The sequence below is a fragment of the Natronospira elongata genome, assembly GCF_034931365.1.
GTDB classification, from domain to species: Bacteria; Pseudomonadota; Gammaproteobacteria; order Natronospirales; family Natronospiraceae; genus Natronospira; species Natronospira elongata.
Genome location: NZ_JAYGII010000026.1, coordinates 1 through 15,609, shown reverse-complemented (window position 1 = coordinate 15,609; position 15,609 = coordinate 1). Strand labels below are relative to the sequence as shown.

At 62.1% G+C, this 15,609-nt stretch carries 13 protein-coding genes; 6 read left to right on the top strand and 7 right to left on the bottom strand.

The genetic code is table 11. The features are described 5' to 3' along the window. Nucleotides 1–133: 133 nt before the first annotated feature. Entirely contained in the window at nt 134–1,159 is a 1,026-nt protein-coding gene (locus VCB98_RS10695) for an amidohydrolase family protein (RefSeq protein ID WP_346051820.1), read from the bottom strand. A gap of 115 nt (nt 1,160–1,274) precedes the next feature. Between VCB98_RS10695 and VCB98_RS10690 the strand changes: the two genes are divergently transcribed. Together VCB98_RS10690 and VCB98_RS10685 are read left to right on the top strand one after the other, a co-directional pair. Further along, complete coding sequence (locus VCB98_RS10690; RefSeq protein WP_346051822.1) at nt 1,275–4,571, top strand: cytochrome c peroxidase; 3,297 nt, start codon at nt 1,275–1,277, stop codon at nt 4,569–4,571. A 13-nt stretch (nt 4,572–4,584) separates the two neighbouring features. Continuing rightward, a complete protein-coding gene (locus VCB98_RS10685) occupies nt 4,585–5,772 on the top strand; it encodes a S1C family serine protease (protein ID WP_346051824.1) in 1,188 nt (395 codons plus the stop codon). A 7-nt stretch (nt 5,773–5,779) separates the two neighbouring features. Here the strand turns inward: VCB98_RS10685 and VCB98_RS10680 are convergent, their stop codons facing one another. Beyond that, the gene (locus VCB98_RS10680) at nt 5,780–6,586 is read right to left on the bottom strand and encodes an SAM-dependent methyltransferase (protein ID WP_346051826.1); all 807 of its coding nucleotides are present in this window, start codon (nt 6,584–6,586) and stop codon (nt 5,780–5,782) included. Nucleotides 6,587–6,755: 169 nt separating this feature from the next. Here VCB98_RS10680 and VCB98_RS10675 point away from each other — a divergent pair, with 169 nt between their 5' ends. Together VCB98_RS10675 and VCB98_RS10670 are read left to right on the top strand one after the other, a co-directional pair. Further along, nucleotides 6,756–7,301: an FHA domain-containing protein gene (locus VCB98_RS10675; RefSeq protein WP_346051828.1), complete on the top strand. Its 546-nt coding sequence runs from the start codon at nt 6,756–6,758 to the stop codon at nt 7,299–7,301. Between the two features lie 7 nt (nt 7,302–7,308). After that, nucleotides 7,309–8,970, top strand: coding sequence for a serine/threonine-protein kinase (locus VCB98_RS10670; RefSeq protein WP_346051830.1), 1,662 nt, complete (start codon nt 7,309–7,311; stop codon nt 8,968–8,970). 12 nt (nt 8,971–8,982) lie between these two features. Here VCB98_RS10670 and VCB98_RS10665 read toward each other — a convergent pair whose 3' ends face one another. Further along, nucleotides 8,983–10,041, bottom strand: coding sequence for a LysM peptidoglycan-binding domain-containing protein (locus VCB98_RS10665; protein ID WP_346051832.1), 1,059 nt, complete (start codon nt 10,039–10,041; stop codon nt 8,983–8,985). Between the two features lie 173 nt (nt 10,042–10,214). On the opposite strand from VCB98_RS10665, the gene VCB98_RS10660 reads away from it, so the two are divergent. Then, nucleotides 10,215–10,583 (top strand): TraR/DksA family transcriptional regulator, encoded by a 369-nt coding sequence (locus VCB98_RS10660; protein ID WP_346051834.1) that lies wholly within the window; start codon nt 10,215–10,217, stop codon nt 10,581–10,583. Nucleotides 10,584–10,609: 26 nt separating this feature from the next. Then, complete coding sequence (tmpT, locus tag VCB98_RS10655) at nt 10,610–11,266, top strand: thiopurine S-methyltransferase (protein WP_346051836.1); 657 nt, start codon at nt 10,610–10,612, stop codon at nt 11,264–11,266. A 7-nt stretch (nt 11,267–11,273) separates the two neighbouring features. On the opposite strand, the gene VCB98_RS10650 is transcribed toward tmpT, so the two are convergent. The 4 genes from VCB98_RS10650 to VCB98_RS10635 form a co-directional block, all read right to left on the bottom strand. Then, complete coding sequence (locus VCB98_RS10650) at nt 11,274–12,404, bottom strand: site-2 protease family protein (RefSeq protein ID WP_346051838.1); 1,131 nt, start codon at nt 12,402–12,404, stop codon at nt 11,274–11,276. 24 nt (nt 12,405–12,428) lie between these two features. Continuing rightward, the gene (locus VCB98_RS10645; RefSeq protein WP_346051840.1) at nt 12,429–12,674 is read right to left on the bottom strand and encodes an acyl carrier protein; all 246 of its coding nucleotides are present in this window, start codon (nt 12,672–12,674) and stop codon (nt 12,429–12,431) included. Then, entirely contained in the window at nt 12,671–13,864 is a 1,194-nt protein-coding gene (locus tag VCB98_RS10640) for a dihydrolipoamide acetyltransferase family protein (RefSeq protein WP_346051842.1), read from the bottom strand. Before VCB98_RS10640 ends, VCB98_RS10645 begins: the two co-directional genes overlap by 4 nt. Beyond that, on the bottom strand, nt 13,861–15,609 hold a 1,749-nt coding region (locus VCB98_RS10635; RefSeq protein WP_346052439.1), incomplete at its 5' end, for a pyruvate dehydrogenase complex E1 component subunit beta. The genes VCB98_RS10635 and VCB98_RS10640, both read right to left, overlap by 4 nt.

Here is a 15,609-nt window from a genome sequence, read left to right as displayed (position 1 = left end):
GCCGTATTCCATGACGGTGTTGACCTTTCCTGTCAGCACTGGCCGCTTCGGCGGTCATGACCTCTTCCTGGGAACCATTCCGGGCTGCCGGCGAGACCGGCAGCCCGGCCTTTTGCCGAGACGGGGTTTCTGACTAGCGGGCTTCCGGGAGATAGGGGGCGCGATTGTTCAGGATCTGCTGCTGTTGCTCCCGGGACAGGCCGCTGCCCCGGCGCAATGGCCGCAGAGTCTCGCGCACTTCGAGGCTGTCCCAGTCGGAGGCAAACAGGATTCGTTCAGCACCGATCAGCGAGACTGCTTGGGCCACATTGTGCCGATTGCGTCGGTGGGCGGTCCGACCGGCCGTATCGCCGGCATAATCCCGGTCCCGCGCCCAGGCTGCGGAGATGTCGAACCAGAGATTATCGTGTTGAGGGAGGTCCCGGGCCAGGCGCTCGATGGCCCGCAAGGTATCCGTGTCAACAATGCCGCCCCCACCCAGGTGGGCCAGTTGAACCGGGACGGTGGGAGCTTTCGGGAGGACATGCTCGAGAAATATTTCTGCTTCCTCGACGCCATAGCGTGAGCCCCGCGGCCGCAGATGGATCACGATGGCCAGTGACTGCTGCTCGGCTGCCGCGAACACTGACGCCAGAGCCGCGAGTTCCTCAGCGTCGTGCAAGTCCACATCACTGTTGGCGAGGTGCAGCTTGATACCGGTGGCACCGGACTCGGCGCAGCGTTGCACTTCCTCCAGGGCGTAGTCGGCAATGGGGCTGATGCCGCAGAAGGCCACCAATCGTTCCGGGAAACGCCGGGCCTGTTCGAGCACAAAGTCATTTTCCCGTTTGACCTTGTGATACTCATTCTCAAAGCGGATCTCGGGGATGGCGTACATATAGCCCAGCGACAGGATCACCGCCTGATCGATTCGGTAGCGATCCATCTGGCGGAGCAGGATATCGGCATCCTGTATGCCGCGGCTGAGATCGCCGGGGCGCTCACCCCGGGCCAGCTGTACCCGGGGCAGTGCTCGTGCACCGCTCTCGCTTCGGATATGGATGTGGTGATCCGCCACCGGTGGTGGCAGCCCATCCGGCGTGCCGGCACAGCCGGCAATCAGCAGCGCAATGAACGGTGCCAATCGTAGTCTGAAAAGGATATTCTGGAGTCTTGGCATGCCTGGGACTACAGCAGATTGGCGCAGTCGGCACAAGCCGTGGGCATGCAGCAGGCAGGGTGAGAATTGGCCGAGTGTCGGCATTTGGGATTTGGGGATGTTCAGGGAGTGGTAAATGGGGACTTTTTTGCGTTCGGTGTTGCTGGTGCTGCTCATGGTCGGTTTGGGAGCCTGCTTGAGCGACGGCGATGGGGGCCTGCCCGGCGGTCAGGATCTGCCGGGGGGCTCCGACAACGGTGATGATCAGAATGGAGACGCGGGTGGAGAGGAAGACGATCTCGCCGCTCTCGCAGAAGAGATTCGCGCCATCGCCCGGGACCATGGCCTGGATGGCGATATCCGCCCGGGCCTTGCACCAGTCCGCCCGGATGAAGATGAGCTCGTCCGGCTCGGCCAACTGCTGTTCTTCAGTGCCACCTTGAGCGGCAACCGGGACGTGGCCTGCGCCAGTTGTCACCATCCGGATCTTGCCATGGGTGATGGTCTGTCCCTGCCCATCGGAGTGGCAGCACATGCACCGGAACGCCTGGGGCTGGATCGAGAGCTGGACCCGGAGCAAGACCTCGACCCCCGGGCCGACGACGGTCCCAATGTGCCCCGCAACAGCCAGACCATATTCAACACGGCCCTTTATAATCGAGCCCTGTTTCACGATGGCCGGGTCTTTGTTCTGGACGAGGAAGTGGCCCCCGGCGGGCAGGGTCAGACCTTCAATACCCCGGAGAGCGGCAACCTCCCCCATGCGGGCGAGGGCGACAATCTGCTCGAAGTGCAGGCCCTGTTTCCGCTGCTCAGTGACCAGGAAATGCGAGGCTTTACCCACCCGGAACTGGTGCCGGAAGAATATCGGGCGCATCTGATCGAGCGGCTACAGGATGCCGAGCCGGGCCCGGGTCCGACCTGGGAGGAGCGGTTTGCCGCCGCCTTCCCGGAGGATCCGGACCCCATCAATCTGGGCAATCTTCAGCGGGCGCTGGGTGCCTTTCAGGCATCAATGACATTCGTGGACAGCCCCTGGCGCTATTTTCTCGTTTCCGACGAGGAGGAAACGCCCGACTTGTCGGAAGATGCCCTGGAAGGGGCCCGTCTGTTCATGACCATGCCCGAGGAAGGGGGCCTCGGCTGCATAAGTTGCCATAGCGGTGATCGCTTTACCGATGAAAGCTTTCACAATGTGGGTTTCCCCCAGATTGGACGCGGCAAGCGCCAAGGGGGAACGGACTCCGGTCGCTGGGGCGTGACCCAGGAGCCGTCGGGCATGTTTGCCTTTCGGGTCCCCAGCCTGCTCAACGTTGCAGTGCGGGGGCCGTATGGTCATGCCGGCAGCCTCCAGACCCTGGAAGACGCCATCAAATGGCATGCCGACCCGGAATACTGGCTGACTCGTATTGATGAAGTGCTGGCCGGTCTGGTTCAGTTTCACTCGCTCAATGTCCATGAGCTCTATCCCCGGGCCGCCGAGCTGACTGCCGAGGTGCAGGAACACGACAGCTTCGCCGCCAGTCGCGAGTTCTTGCCGCCGGTGGCGCCGGATTCGGAGGCCGTGGATCAGCTGGTGGCCTTTCTGGAGTCGCTCACCGATCCCTGTGTCGAAGATGGTCAGTGCCTGAGCGATTGGGTTCCGGCCAGGGAAGATGACCCGGATGGGTTCCTCCTGGTTCGAGATGATCCTTTTCCGGGCAACGGAGATGATGGCGAAGGTGGGGGTGAAACCTACCCGGAATACATCGCCCTGGATCATTCCCAGCGAGCGGACCGTGACAGCTTCCCCGAGGCCCTGGGCTGTACTGGTGGTCCCTCGGATGTGAGCAATCAGGATCGCCAGGCCTTTGTCTTCCGGGATGATCTCGGCCTGGATCTGCCCCATGGCTTTTCGGAAGCCGGCTGGACCATCGACGGCCAAAGCGGCGTGGAAATGCGTATGTTCGCGGGCGGGATCACAGCAGCCTATCTGGACGATGACTGCTGGCCCGATCTGCTTTTTTCCAGCGGTGAGGAACAGGGGCTCGTGTTCTACCGCAACCTCGGGGGCCAGTCTGGGTTTGAGCAGTCGGATGCCTTGGCGCCGCCGGACGCCCCTGACTACGGATTCTTCACCAATGTCTCGGTAATGGATCTGAACGGCGACTATTACCAGGAGCTTCTGGTTAGCAACCTTAGTCCCAGGGAAGGGGTAAAGGTGCTGGGCATGGATGATTCCGGCGGCTACCAGGAAATCGCCGAACTGCCCATGTCGAGAAGCACCTGGGGCATGGCCTTTTCGGATTTTACCGGCTCCGGCCTGCCGGGTATCTTCATGGCCCACTGGTCCGGGGGCGTGGATGGTCTGGCCCCGGCCTTGTGGATCAGCGAGGGTGATCGCCTGGTGCCTGCCGACGAATTTGGCGGTACTTCATCCGCCCAGCTTGATCAGAATTTCAACTTTTCTCCCATCTTTGCTGATTTCAATGACAGTGGAGGGCAGGACCTGGTCATTGCTTCCGATTTTTTCACCAGCTCCGTTCTCGCTCATGCTCCCGGGGCTGGTCGTTTCTTCCGCAATATTACCGACCGTTCCGTTATTACAGACGAAAATGGTATGGGCGCTGTGGTTGGGGATTTTGACAACAATGGCAAGCTTGACTGGTTCGTGACTTCAATATTCGACAAGGTCGATGAGCCCGCGGGCAACTGGGGCACCAGCGGTAATCGCTTTTACAGGAATATCAGTGAAGACGGCCATGTTCGATTCGAGGATGCCACCGAGGAAGTGGGAGTCAGAGAGGGTGGCTGGGGCTGGGGTGCCTGTGCCGCGGATTTCAACAACAACGGATTCCTTGATATTTTTCACGTCAATGGCTTCGGTGTCATGCCACCCTATGTTCCCTGGGCGGATTGGTATGAAGAACTCACCGGCGGGCGTTTCACCGACAATCGCCCGGTCCTTTACATCAACAATGGTGACGGCACGTTTACGGAGCGTTCCCTGGCCTGGGATGTGGAAGAGGTCTCCCAAGGGACCGGTGTGACCTGTTTCGATTATGATCGCGATGGTGATATCGACATCGTGTTGGTGGACAATTCCAGTGGCATTCAGTTTTTCGAAAACCAGGTGGGACACGGTCCTGGTGCGCGTTTTCTCAACATCCGACTGGTAGGGGAATCACCCAATACTCATGCACTCGGTGCCCGGGTTTATGTTGAGGCGGATGTGGGTAACGGCCACGGCCAGCAGCGGCAGATGCGGGAGGTCATGGCCCATAGCAGCTTCAATGGCCAGGATCTGCCTGATCTTCATTTCGGTCTGGGAGAAGCCGAGTCCGTTACTGTGGAGATTCAGTGGCCGGATGGCGAGGCGCTCGTCTGCGAGGATATTCCTGCCAATCGTTTCATGGTTTTCGACCAACGCCAGCCCGAATGTCCCGCGGACTGAGGAGTTGAGCGGAATGTCCAGCGAATCCCGCTCAGACTGGTGGATGCTGCCGAAGGGCTTGTGCCTTCTGGCGGTTGCTGCCTGTGTACCTTTGCATGAGCCCACCCCGGCGCCAGAGTATTTTGATCTGATGGAGCCATTGTTCACGGTGGGCGTGCCACCAGAAGCACCCTTGCCGGAGCTTGATACTGAGCATCTGGGGCCTGAGGAGGCCAACCGGGTCAGGGTCCATCGTGAGCGGCATCGTGCAGTGGTCAATGTGACCAGCCTGAGCGCCCATCGCGGCCGCAGCATTGAAATCGTCCCCAGTATGGAAATGGGCAGTGGGGCCATTATTGACAGCAAGGGTATTGTGGTTAGCAATCACCATGTGGTTGCCGGTGGGCAGCGCCTGGTGGTGACGCTCTACGATGGCAGCCACTATCCGGCCACCCTCCTGGGCAGTGATCCGGAAATGGATTTGGCAGTGCTCGAGTTCGATCCCCAGGGCAGATCACTTACCCGTATCCCCTTTGCTGACAGCAGCCGTGCCCAGGTGGGACAGTCCGTCTATGCCATGGGAAACCCCTTTGGCCTGGAAGGGAGCTTTACCGCTGGCGTGGTGTCGGCCTTGAATCGTCCGCTGCAGATCGATTCAGGTTATATCATCCGCGATCTTATTCAGACTGACGCCGCCATCAATCCGGGTAACTCGGGTGGTCCTCTGGTGGATAGCCGCGGGCGGATGCTCGGGCTCAATTCCATGATGATTTCCCCGGCAGCGGGCTCTGTGGGTATTGGCCTGGCAGTTCCCTCCAATACCGTGCACCGGATTGCCGGGCAGATCATCCGAGAAGGGCGGGTTGCCCGGGGTTGGATTGATATTCAGGGAATAGCGATTTCACCCAGGCTGGTCAATCAGGCTGGCTTGCCCATCCGACACGGCATTTTGGTGACCCGGGTTCTCCCTGGTGGCAATGCCCAGCAGGCCGGGCTTCGAGATGGTCAGGGCGGGCGGATGATTCGCCATGGGCCTCACCGGCTTCCAGTGGAAGGCGATATCATAACGGCCATCAATGGCCAGCCGGTTACCAGTGTGGCGGAACTGTTGCTCAGCCTTGAAGGTACTCGGCCCGGTGACGAAGCCAGGGTTCAAGTCTTTCGTGGGGGGAGAAGCCTCGAATTGAGCATCGTCCTGGGGGAGCGCCATTCAGGGCAGTGAACCGAACTCAATCGGCTACTTTCCATTGACTCGCCGGGCTGAAGCCTGAGAGCGGTGGCGCTGATTGCAGCTCAATCAAGCGGCCATGCCTGAATCGGGCACGCATGACCCGCTGCGATGCCTCGGTTCGAATTCGGAAGCGTAGCGTGTCGCCATCAAGTCGCACATCACGCAGATCCGTGATTAGGCCATCAAGTTCTGCCTCGCCCCACACTCGCTGGTAGTTCTGCTCCAGCCGCAGTTTGATCTCTTTTCCCTGCCTGCTTGCCCGCCATTCACCGGCAACGGCGGCCGGAACCCGCCAGAAGTAGATTTTTCGCTGATTGACTGCCCGATAGTCGTCAGCCTGCCAGCGTCCCATGTCGAATTCGTGGGAGACGATCCGGGTTCCGCTCGGCAGGGACAGCAGGCTGGGCTTCAGGCGTTGATTGAGCTCGGGGAGGAGATAAAGGGTGATGATGTCGGCGCCAGAGAGATCGGCTTCAAACAGATCGCCTTGCTCGAATTGGACGGCTTCTCCGACACCGGCGGCTTCGGCACGCTGACGGGATAGTTTGACCAATTGCCCGTCGATCTCGATGCCCCGGCCTTCGGCACCGAATTCCACGGCGGCCATGATGGGAATGCGACCATCTCCGGAGCCCAGATCCAGCACCCGATCACCGGGGGCGGTGTCCGCGACTTCCAGCATGGCGCGCACGACCGGTTCGGGCGTCTGGATGAAACCCACATCGGGCCTCGTCTCGGCCTGGCAGGGTGCCGCCAGGCCCGGCAGAAGCAGTGAGAAGAGTGTGGGAAGGAGCGATCGACGCATTCCGTCATGATCAACGGCAACTGTCATCCGTGCAAGGGGTTTCTGATACCCCGTCGGAGCCTGCTATCCTATGTGGAGTAGTGCAATTGCCGAGTAGCGGGGCTGGGGAAGGGACGGCCGGCAACCGTGCCGGTCGCGTACACGTATCTTTTTGCAGGGGAGACAGACGGTGACCGACAAACGTGCCGGTACCGAGGGAACGAGGCGTCTCAGGGAGCAAGGCCCCCAAGGGACAGTCTTCATTTCCCCCGATGAGCTTCCAGAGATGGACGAGGCCGCGGATAAGGCGGCGGTGAGTCCTGATTCTCCGGCCTTGCTGGGGCTCAGCCCGCCGTTCGTGGATCAATGGTTTCAGCTTCAGGCGGAACGTACCCAAATCGGGCGCAAGGCCCATAATGACCTGGTCCTGGAAGAGCCCAGTGTGTCTTTCGAACATGCCCGGATTGTTCGCTCTGGCGGCGATTGGCGTGTGGTCAATCTTCTCTCCACCAATGGCACCTTCGTCAACGGTGAACGGATTCACCAGTCCGCGCTCAAGCATGGAGATCGCCTGGCCTTTGGTAATGCCGCATTCCTCTTTGCCACCAGTGAGCAGGTGGATACCACTGGCCAGTCATTCCGACCCGCCAAGAGCAGCCGGCGTCAGAAGATGATCGCGACGGGCCTCGCCTTGCTGGGTATTGCGGTGATTGTCGCAGCCCTGCTGCTTCGCTAAAGCTGACATGGCATCGAAGTTGGGACGATACGAGCTGGGGCCGGAAATTGGTCGTGGCAGTATGGCCGTGGTCTACCGTGCTTTTGATGAGCGCCTTCAGCGCCCCGTGGCGTTGAAAATGCTCAAGGAAGAATACGCTTCCAGCGATCGCTATCGAAGAGAGTTCCTGTCCGAAGCCCATGCCGCCGGCAGACTTTCCCATGCCGGTATTGTGACCATCCATGATGTGGGTGAATCCGGGGGCAAGCCCTTCATGACCATGGAGCTGTTGCAGGGGGAGACCCTGCAGCAGCGGGTGGAGAGAGAGGGTCCCTTGCCGGTCAGTCATCTGCTGGACATTGGTGTGCAACTGGCCGAAGCCCTGGACTATGCCCATCGAAACGGTGTAATCCACCGGGATGTCAAAGCAGACAATGTCATGCTTCTGGACGACGACAGCCGGGTAAAGCTGGCCGACTTTGGCATCGCCCGACTGCGTCAGGCAGGCGGCCAGGCCGCAATGGACGAGGGCGAAGTGGTGGGCACGCCCAATTACATGGCACCCGAGCAGGTTCGAGGTGAGGCCGTCGATGGGCGCAGTGATCTCTATTCCCTTGGCGTTCTGCTGTACCGCCTTTCCAGCGGTAGACTGCCTTTTGCCCGGCGTACCACTCGCGCCACACTGGAAGCCATCCTCAAGGGCAAGTCCGCCCGCTTGCGCCCAGGGGATCCGGAAACCCCGGCCGCGCTGGTGAGTATCATCACCACCCTGATGTCTCGTCTGCCATCCGACCGCTATCAATCCGGTGCCGAACTGGCCGCGGATTTGCGCGACATCCAGGCCGAGTTGATGTCCCGGCCGGGTCGTCGCTGGCGTATTCCGCTCAGCGTCCGCTGGCCGGTTGCGCTGGGCTTGTCCGTGGCCTTGACCCTGGTCGTTGGCAGTTTTGCGGTGTATCAGCATCAGCGGGCCGCCATGACTTCCCTGGTCTTTGAGTATGGGGGCAGCATGGCCGATGTGATCGCAACCGAGTCGGCCGAAGATCTTCTGCTGGGCGATCATATTGCGCTCCAGGCCATGGTCAGCGATATGCAGCGCAATCGGCAGATGGCTTACCTGCGCCTTTCCGACCACCGGGGGGAGGTCGTGGCCAGCAGTGAGGAAGGCGAGCTGGGTGAGTCGGTGGGCGAATTGCAGCGGGGCAAGACTGAGCTTCGGGATGAGGATGGTCGGCGGGTGGCTTTCTACCGGGAAGGGGAAGCCGAGCGTTACCTGTTCGAAGCCCCCATACTTTTTCGGGACCGGGTCGTGGGTGAGCTGGCGTTGGGAATCTCCGCCCGGCCCCTGGCCAATACGCTGAGGACCAGTGTCATGGCCATGGCCGTGCTGATGCTGGCCACGTTGTTAACGGTGCTGTTGGCAGCCTATGTGCTGTCCCGTCGCTTGCGCATTCTGCTCAGGGTGCTGGGCAGTGCCATGGATCGCCTGGCTGGCGGGCACCCGGAACACCGAATTCATCTACGCCGTCGTGATGAATTCGGAGAACTCTTTGCCCGTTTCAATCTGATGGCTGAGACGCTGGAAGCCACGCGTCAGTCGACAAGCGACTCTGATTCGCCAGCGGGACCGCCCGAGGGTGGGCGACAGTCCTTGCAAGGTCGGGAAGATACCCGACGAAATCCTCGCTAATCCGTGGGGGTCTTAGGGTTCGATGCCTTCCAGGCGATGCTGTAGCTCCACGGCCCGGGCCCGGTAGAGCTGAGCCGGCTCGAAGTCCGGGTCGATGGCCAGCAGCGTGTCCCAGAGCTCAATGGCTACCTCCAGGTCCTGGTTTCGATACCGAATAACGGCATCCCGGTGTATTTCCGGGACCACCGTTTCCTTCAGGTTCTCAAGCCCCTGCTGTGCCCCTTCATGGGTCGGCGACAGGGTCAGGGCCTCCCGAAAGGCATCAGCAGCATCAGCCGGCTTCTGATCCCGGAGGGCACGGCCTTGAGCCCAATGCCATTCCGCCCGAAGCTCATCCAACCAGGCTCGCCAATGGTCGCTTGCAGGATGGTCGCTGGCAGCGGCAATGCGTGATTCCGCGGCATCCAGTTCTCCCGTATCCAGCGCCGCCTGAATGTGGCCCTGGTGAGCCTGGCCGAGCAGCTCGGCTTCATCCAGGGCCAGGTCGGCGGCGTCTTCCTGATAGAGCGCCATCACCGCCTGCCAGTCCTCAGCTTCCAGGTATCGATACCCCTGCAGGCTGCGATCCATGCGAGCCGATGCCTGACCCGGTCCCTCTCGGTAACTGCCGGGAATGCTCAGCTGCTGGCCGACCCGCAGGCGGGAAGGGTCCTGAATATCGTTGTAGCGGGCAAGAATGAAGAACTGCTGATGGTCACCCAGAAAACGCTGGGCCAGCACCGAGAGTGACTCCCCCGGGCGGACGGAATACTGGAAGCTCTCAGCGCCCAGATATTCCTCGGGATCGGCCTCAATCTGCCGAAGCAGGTCCTGGGCGATAGGATCATCGGGGTTGTGATCAAGCTGTCGCCGCAGCTTGTCAGCCGCTCTATCGGCCTCGCCCCGCTGCAACAGCCCCAGAACCCGGGAGGCGCTGAAGTCCTCCGCATCGGTTTCCATTTCTTCCGGCGGCGCGGGGTCGTCCCAGCGGGTCCACTCCGGTGGTTGCGCGCATGCGGAAAGCAATGCAAGCAGCATGCCCGCAAGAAGGGTAGAGGACAGTGTGCTTTGTCGGGGCAAGGGTCTGGCCATGGCTGCCGAAGATATCCAAAGCAGAGGGTCTTCTCCAGTATACGCGTTTGCCGTTTCCAGTGAGCCAGATGGCCCGCTCCTCGCCACCCGGCTTGATCCGGGTCAAGCCGGATGCTGCCGATTCGGGCGACAATTGGCTGTGGCTTTGTGAAGTAGACAGAGGAGCGAGTGCAATGGTGAATGCAGACCACTTCAAGCGCCGGTTGACGGAACGGAGAGAGGCCCTTCTGAAGGATATTCGCCGCCATCTGGAAGAAGACTCCGCCGCGCGGCAATCCGCCGGCCTGAGAGAAGTCATGGACACCAAGGATGGCTCTTTCCAGGAGGCCACGGCCACGATCCGCCAGGCCGGCTTGATGCTTGAGGCTGAAGAGCTGGAGGATATTCAGGCAGCACTTGGACGGCTGGACCGGGGCCATTATGGTGTCTGCATTGTCTGTGAAGAGCCGATTCCCGAAAAACGCCTGGAAGCCTGGCCCACTGCCAAGCGGTGTCGGCCCTGCCAGGAGGAGCGGGAAGCGGAAAAAGCACGCGGTCGCTGAACCACTGATGGGAGGCATGGGCTGAGATGGACCCTGAATTCTGGCGTGAGCGCTGGCACAGCGAGCAGATCGGTTTCCACGAGGGGCACGTTAATGCTCACCTGCGGCAATTTTGGCAGCACCTTGACGCCCGTCCCGGCGAAAAGGTGCTGGTGCCTCTGTGTGGCAAGGCCCATGACCTGGCCTGGCTACGAGACCAGGGTTGTTATGTCATCGGTGTTGAACTGAGTGACCTGGCCTGCGCGGCCTTCTTCGCCGAGCGGGGCATTGAACCGGCGGAAAGTTCGGGGCAGCGCTTTACCTGCTACCGCCATCGGGATATCGAGCTGTGGTGCGGGGATTTCTTTGACCTGACCGCCGATGATATAGGCCTTGTGGAGCTGGTCTACGACCGGGCAGCCTTGATTGCCCTGCCGCCTGCAATGCGCCAACGCTATGTGGACCACCTTCAAGCGATCACCGGGCCGGCGACACGCAGTCTGCTGATCACTCTGGATTATCCCGAGCAGCCGGGCTTTCAGGGCCCGCCCTTCAATGTCAGCGACCAGGAGGTCGAACAGCTCTACTCGGCCAATCACGACATCGAGCGAATCCATCACAGCCGCCTGCGCGAGGACGATGGCCTGCGCAAGCGGGGTCTCGAGGGCGGTACCGAGAGTGTTTTCCACTTGCGCAGGCGTTGATGTGGCTTCAACTGCCGCGTGGACGCGTGGCCAGCTGGACCTCCAGGGCGCGTAGCAGGCGGTTTCGGTCTATCCAGCCGATGACCCGGTCGGTGTCCATGACCGGCAGTTGATTGAAGCCGGTTTCGGTCATGACAGTCAGCACCTCTTCCACGCCGGTGTCCGGCCGGACGGTGCGCAATCGATCCAGCCCGGTCATTACTCGACTCACCGGCGTATCCGGCCAGTCCGCTGGCGGGATGCGGCGAATGTCGCTCAGGGTGATCAGACCGTGGATGCTGTCCTGATTGCCCACCAGGGCCGCTCGCTCACTCCGGGGCAGGAGGTAATGATCCACCCAGTCGCGGATGCTGGTGGTCGGATCAATGGGATATAACTCAAAATCGGCCAGGTCCCTGGCCTGGATGCCGACGAGTTGCTGGCGCAGATCGAATTGCTTGCCATGCACATCGGCCATGGTGAGCAGGAACCAGGCGATCAGAATGATCCAGAGCCCGCCCAGCAGGTTGCCCAGAAACAGGCCATTCCAGAGGCCCACCGCGAACAGACTGTAGGCCACGACACGGCCCCCCATGACTGCCGCTCGAATGCCCTTGCGGGCATCCCCGGTGAAACGCCAGATGGCGGCGCGGAATACCCGTCCACCATCCAGGGGAAAGCCCGGGATCATGTTGAATACCGCGACCACCAGATTGATCACGCCCAGCCAGCCGAAGGCCACCGAGGCGGGCTCCAGAAAGGGGCTGAACAGGAAGGACAGCGCCAGGAAGATTGCCGCCAGCCCGAAACTGACCAGGGGGCCGGCGATGGCGATATGAAACTCGTCCTCGGGGTTGTCGCTGTCCTTGCCCAGTTGGGCCATGCCGCCGAAGATGAACAGGGTAATGGCCTTGACCGGTATGCCACGGCGAATGGCCACTAGGCTGTGGCCCAGCTCATGGGCCAGGATGGAGGCAAAAAAGGCCAGGGCGGTGAACAGGGCGGTGAGCACCGCCGTCTGCAGGCGCCACTCCGGATAGTGGTGCATCAGCGTGGTGCTCAATGTCACCAGGATGAGCGCGAATATGACCAGCCAGCTGATGTGCACTTCCAGGCGAATACCCCGGAAATGCCCCAGCACCATCACGGTCTTGAACATGTCAAGTCTCTCTTGTGGATGCGCTTATTGGGATTGGCGCTCAATATAGTCCAGCAGTTCCCCCAGGGTCTGCATGCGGCCGTAATCCCGTTCGGGGATATCCACCTGCAGGCGCTTGTGGATGGCGATCAGCAGGTTCATGACATCCATGGAATCCAGATCGTATTCCTCCCGCAGGATTTCCGTGTCCTTTACGCCGGCGGTGTCGATGTCGGGGGCGATATCCGAGAGTTCTTCGAGAATGGCCTGTCTGAGTGCGTCTCTGTTCACAATCCCTCCGGGTGCTGCAGCCGCTGGTCGATGTCGTTGAGAAAGCGCGCCCCCACATGGCCGTCACAGACCCGGTGATCCGCGGCCAGGCTGATGTCCACCGTGGCGTGCACGGCCAGGGCGTCGTCGATGGCGACGGGGCGGGGACGGGGCCGGCCAAAGCCGATCATGGCCACCTGGGGCGGCTGAATCACGCCGATGACCCGGTCCACGCCACGTTCTCCCAGACTGGTCACGGTGGCCGTGCCCTGATTGAACTCGGAGCCGCGCAGACCGCCGCGCCGGGCACGCTGCACCAGGTCCTGCATGGCGGCGGTGATTTCGCCAAGGCTCATGCGGTCGGCGTGGAGAATGGCGGGGGCCACCAGGCCGCCCCCGCGCAGGTGGATGGCCAGGCCTAGGTGGATGTCGCTGGATGGCCGGAAGCCATCCGGCCCGTAGTGACCGTTCAGTTCACCGAAACGGGCCAGCGCCAGGGCGGTGGCGCGGATGAATAGGCCCGCCATCAACAGCCGCTCGGCCGGGGGGCGGTCATGATTCCAGTTCTCCAGCCATTGCTCGGCGGTGTTCAGGTCCACCTGCTGGCTGAGATAGAAATGGGGAATCTCCCGCTTGGCACGGCTCATGGTGGTGGCAATGGCGCTCCGCATGGCTTCCGGCTCAAAGCCCTGTGATGGTGCGGCGGCCGTACGGTCGTCGGCTTGGTCCAGATCACGCACCAGGACGGCTCCATTCGGACCGCTGCCTCGGAGCCGGCTAAGCTCCAGGCCCCGCTGCCGGGCCTGGCGGCGGGCGGCGGGCGAGGCAGCAGGCCGTGACTCATGCCCGGGGCCGGGTCTGGTCGGCTGGGCGGGTTTTCGGGGCAGGTGGCTGTCATCCGGGCCGGCCCTTTCCGGAGCCGCCTTGCGGGGCCGGGGCGCGGTGGCGGCTTCGGCGGTCTCGCCGGCCGTTTGCTCGTCGCCGTCGATCCGTGCCAGCAGCTCGCCTACCGGCACTTCGCTGCCTTCCTCCACCAGCAGTTCGCGTACCGTGCCGTCCTCGAAGACCTCGATATCCAGCACCGCCTTGGCGGTTTCCACCGCTGCCACCACCTGGCCACGCTTGACCCGGTCTCCGGGCCGGATCTTCCAGCGCACCAGCTTGCCGGATTCCATGTCCGCGCCCATGGAGGGCATGCGAAAATCGCTCATGCCTGTTCCCCCAGGATCCGGCGGGCGGTGGCGACGATCTTGTCCACCTGGGGCAGGGCCGATTCTTCCAGGTGACGGGGGTAGGGCATGGGCACTTCCTCGCTGCAGACCCGGGCGAGTGGCGCGTCCAGCTCCCAGAAGGCCTGTTCAGAAAGGATGGCCAGAATCTCGCCGGCCAGACTGCCGGTCAGCCAGCCTTCGTCCACCACTACGGCACGCCGGGTGCGGCTGACGGATTCGATCAGGGTGTCGCGATCCAGCGGGCGCAGGACCCGGAGATCAATCACCTCCGCCTCGATCCCGTCCCTGGCCAGCAACTCGGCGGCTTCCAGGCTCTTGTACAGGCAGCCGCCCCAGGTGATCAGGGAAATGTCACGACCGGGTCGCCGGATCACCGCCTTGTCGATGTCCACGCCATCCGGCTGCGGGGTGAGTTCGGCGCTGTGGTTGTACAGCATCACATGCTCGAAGATCAGCACCGGGTTGGGGTCCTGCAGGGCCGACCACAGCATGTAGCGGGCATCCTCCACGGTGGCCGGGTAGAGCACCCGGATGCCGGGCACATGGGCATACCAGTTTTCCAGGCTGTGGGAGTGCTGGGCCGCCACTTGGCGACCGGCACCGGTGGCCATGCGGATTACCAGCGGTACCGGAAACTGGCCACCGGACATGTGCAGCAGGGTGGCCGCCGTGTTCACGATCTGATCCATCGCCAGCAGGCTGAAGTTGACCGTCATGATCTCCACGATCGGGCGCATGCCGCCAAGTGCTGCACCAATGCCCGCACCGGTAAAGGCGTTCTCGGACAGGGGTGTGTCGCGTACCCGTTCCGGGCCGAAGTGCTCCAGCATGCCGCGCGTAACGGCATAACAACCGCCATAGCGGCCGATGTCCTCGCCCATGATGAAGACACGCTTGTCGTGGCTGAGTGCCTCCTCAAGCCCGCGGGCGAAGGCTTCACGCAGGCTCATTTCCGTTTCGCCTTTTTCGGCCTCGGGGGGTGGTTCAAGGCTGGCCGGGGCGGGCGCCATCACATGTTCATGCAGGTCAGTGACCGCTTCCCATTCGGAGTCTTCCGCAAAGCGAACTGCGGCCTCGACTTCTTCCGTGACTTCCCGGTCCAGACTGGCCTGCTGTTCTTCGTCAAGCAGGCCGGCCTGCTGCATCCAGTTGGCCAGGCGATCGATGGGATCGCGTTCTTTCCATTGCGCCACTTCTTCCTGATCGCGGTAAAGCTGGGGGTCGAACATGGAGTGGGCGCGGAAGCGGTAAGTGTCACACTCGATAAAGCGCGGCCCCTGGCCACCGCGAATCTCCTCCAGGGCAGCGCGGGCGGCGGCTTCCACCTGCACCACGCTCATGCCGTCCACCTGACGGGCCGGCACGCCGATGGCCTCGGCCTTGCGGTGGATGGCGGTCTCGGCATGGGCCACCTCGATGGGGGTGCCCATGGCGTAATGGTTGTTCTCGCAGACGAAGAGCACGGGCAATTGCCACAGGGCGGCCAGATTGAGGCTCTCGTAGAAAGCGCCTTCGGCGGCGGCCCCATCGCCCAGGAAGCAGACCGTGGCCCGCTCGATGCCCTGCAGGCGGTCGGCCAGGGCCAGGCCCACGGCCAGCGGCAGGCCGCCGGCGACGATGGCGTTGCCACCGAAGAAGCGCCTCTCGGCATCGAACAGGTGCATGGACCCGCCCCGGCCCAGGGAACAGCCGTCGCGCTTGCCGTACATCTCGGCCATGACCCT